General features: G+C 60.2%; 1 protein-coding gene and 1 pseudogene. One reads left to right on the top strand and one right to left on the bottom strand.

The annotated features are described in order from the left end of the window. The first annotated feature begins 46 nt into the window (after window positions 1-46). On the top strand, window positions 47-2,326 hold the full coding sequence (locus JWQ61_RS18815; RefSeq protein ID WP_304361842.1) for a UvrD-helicase domain-containing protein: 2,280 nt from the start codon (window positions 47-49) through the stop codon (window positions 2,324-2,326). 30 nt (window positions 2,327-2,356) lie between these two features. Here JWQ61_RS18815 and JWQ61_RS18820 read toward each other — a convergent pair. Then, window positions 2,357-2,631, bottom strand: a pseudogene (locus JWQ61_RS18820) (hypothetical protein); the annotation flags it as partial.

Consider the following 2,631-nt stretch of genomic DNA (forward strand, 5'->3'; position numbering starts at 1 on the left):
GTGATCGTTGCATCGGCCAACTGCCCGCGCAGCTTATAATGGCGGGATGCAAAATCTTCTTCATAACCTCAATCCAGAACAGCTCGCGGCAGTCACCCTGCCGGCGCAATCCGCACTCATCCTGGCCGGCGCTGGTTCCGGCAAGACGCGCGTGCTGACCACCCGCATCGCTTGGCTGATCCAGACCGGCCAGGTATCGCCGTCCGGCGTGCTGGCGGTGACGTTCACCAACAAGGCGTCGAAGGAAATGATGACGCGCTTGTCGGCGATGTTGCCGATCAATACACGCGGCATGTGGATAGGGACTTTCCACGGCCTGTGCAACCGCCTGCTGCGCGCCCATTACCGCGACGCCGCCTTGCCGCAGACTTTCCAGATCCTGGATTCGCAGGACCAGCTGTCGGCAATTAAGCGTTTGCTGAAATCGCTCAACATCGACGACGAAAAATACCCGCCGCGCAACCTGATGTACTTCATCAACGGCGCCAAGGACCAGGGCCTGCGCGCCAACGAGGTCGAAGCCAACGATGATTACAACCGCAAGTTCGTCGAACTGTACGACCTGTACGACCAGCAATGCCAGCGCGAAGGCGTGGTCGATTTCGCCGAGCTGCTGCTGCGCACCTATGAACTGCTGAGCCGCAACCAGCCGCTGCGCGAGCACTACCAGTCGCGCTTCAAGCACATCCTGGTGGATGAGTTCCAGGATACCAACGACCTGCAATACAAGTGGCTCAAGCTGATGGCGGGCCAGCACGGCGCGGTGTTCGCGGTGGGCGACGACGACCAGAGCATCTATGCTTTCCGCGGCGCCAATGTCGGCAACATGAGTGCGTTCGAGCATGAGTTCCGGGTCGAGAACCTGATCAAGCTGGAGCAGAATTACCGTTCCCACGGCCATATTCTGGACAGCGCCAATACCCTGATCGCCAACAACAGCAAGCGCCTCGGCAAGAACCTGCGGACCGACGCCGGCCATGGCGAGCCGGTGCGCATCTACGAAGCCACCAGCGACCTGCAGGAAGCGCAGTGGATCGTCGAAGAAACCAAGGGCCTGATCAACGACGGCGGCAGCCGCAGCGAAATCGCGGTGCTGTACCGCTCGAATGCGCAGTCGCGCGTGATCGAGCATGCCCTGGTGGCGTCCGGCATCCCTTACCGGGTGTACGGCGGCCAGCGCTATTTCGAACGCGCCGAGGTCAAGCACGCAATCGCTTATCTGCAGCTGATGGACAATCCGCATAACGATTCGGCTTTTTTGCGCGTGGTGAATTTCCCGGCGCGCGGCATTGGCGCGCGCTCGCTGGAGCAGCTGCAGGACGCGGCCAAGCAATACGGCATCTCCTTGTATGCAGCGGTGCCGTATGTGGCCGGCAAGGCCGGCGCCACGCTCGGTTCCTTCCTCAAGCTGATCGAAGGCGGGCGCTTTGAAACCCAGCATTTGCCGCTGCCGGAAATGGTGCAGGTGGTGCTCGACCTGAGCGGCCTGATGCAGCATTACCAGAATGAAAAAGAAGGCGCCGACCGCATCGAGAATCTGGAGCAGCTGGTGAATGCGGCGACCCTGTTTGTTTCGGAAGAAGGATTCGGCATCGATGCGCCGGCCTTGCTTGGGCCCAAGGCGCAAGCGGTGTCAGGAGCAGCCATCACGACCGCCGACGGCATCGAGGTGTTCGATGCCGATGCGCCGCTGTCCGCGGTGATGTCGCCATTGTCGGCCTTCCTTTCGCATGCGTCGCTGGAGGCTGGCAATAACCAGGCTCAGGCTGGCGAGGAAGCTTTGCAGCTGATGACGGTGCACTCGGCCAAAGGCCTGGAGTTCGAAGCGGTATTCATCACAGGCCTGGAAGAGGGATTGTTCCCACACGAGAATTCGCAGAAAGAGGACGCTGGCGTGGAAGAAGAGCGGCGCCTGATGTATGTCGCCATCACGCGTGCAAAAAAACGGCTGTACATGAGTTTTTCGCAGACCCGGATGCTGCATGGCCAGACCCGCTACAACATGCGCTCGCGCTTCTTCGACGAGTTGCCGGAAGATGCGCTGAAATGGCTGTCGCCCAAGGTGCAGCAGCATAGCTGGTTCGCCAATGCCAAATCGGCCTGGGACGAGGCGCCCGAGAAAGCTGCCAACAATATCTCCAAGAACTTCGGCCGGCGCGATATCGGCTGGCGTATTGGCGAGAATGTCGCTCACCTGAAGTTCGGCGAAGGCGTGATCGTGAATATCGAAGGCAGCGGCGGCAATGCGCGCGCCCACATCAACTTCGGCAGGCATGGCATGAAGCTGCTGGATCTGAGCGTGGCGAAGCTGGAGAAGATCGCTTAAGGGGGCGGGCGGGTGTTGACCCGCCCGGGCTTATTCTTGAGCGCCGGTTTCCTGCAGCGGCGGCAAGTCAGCCTCGGGCCGGCCGAAGATGTGGGTATAAGTCGGATAAAAAGAGCAGTACATCACTACCGTCAATGCGATCGATAGCGGCAGCAGGATCATGAGCGTGACCGATTGGCTGCCGACCAAGACCGCTATCAACACGCTGATGATCGCCGGCAGCACGACGCCGATGGCGGCCCATGCCAGTCCATAGACGGTAAATGCTTTCAATTCGCGCGAGACGGCAAAGAAGCTGTAGAAAA

Origin of the sequence: Collimonas fungivorans, assembly GCF_028292705.1 — a bacterium.
Classification (GTDB): Bacteria; Pseudomonadota; Gammaproteobacteria; order Burkholderiales; family Burkholderiaceae_D; genus Collimonas; species Collimonas fungivorans_B.

Coding starts and splice junctions, on each gene's coding strand:
- JWQ61_RS18815 (WP_304361842.1), top strand. CDS start 47: ATGCAAAATCTTCTTCATAACCTCAATCCAGAACAGCTCGCGGCAGTC.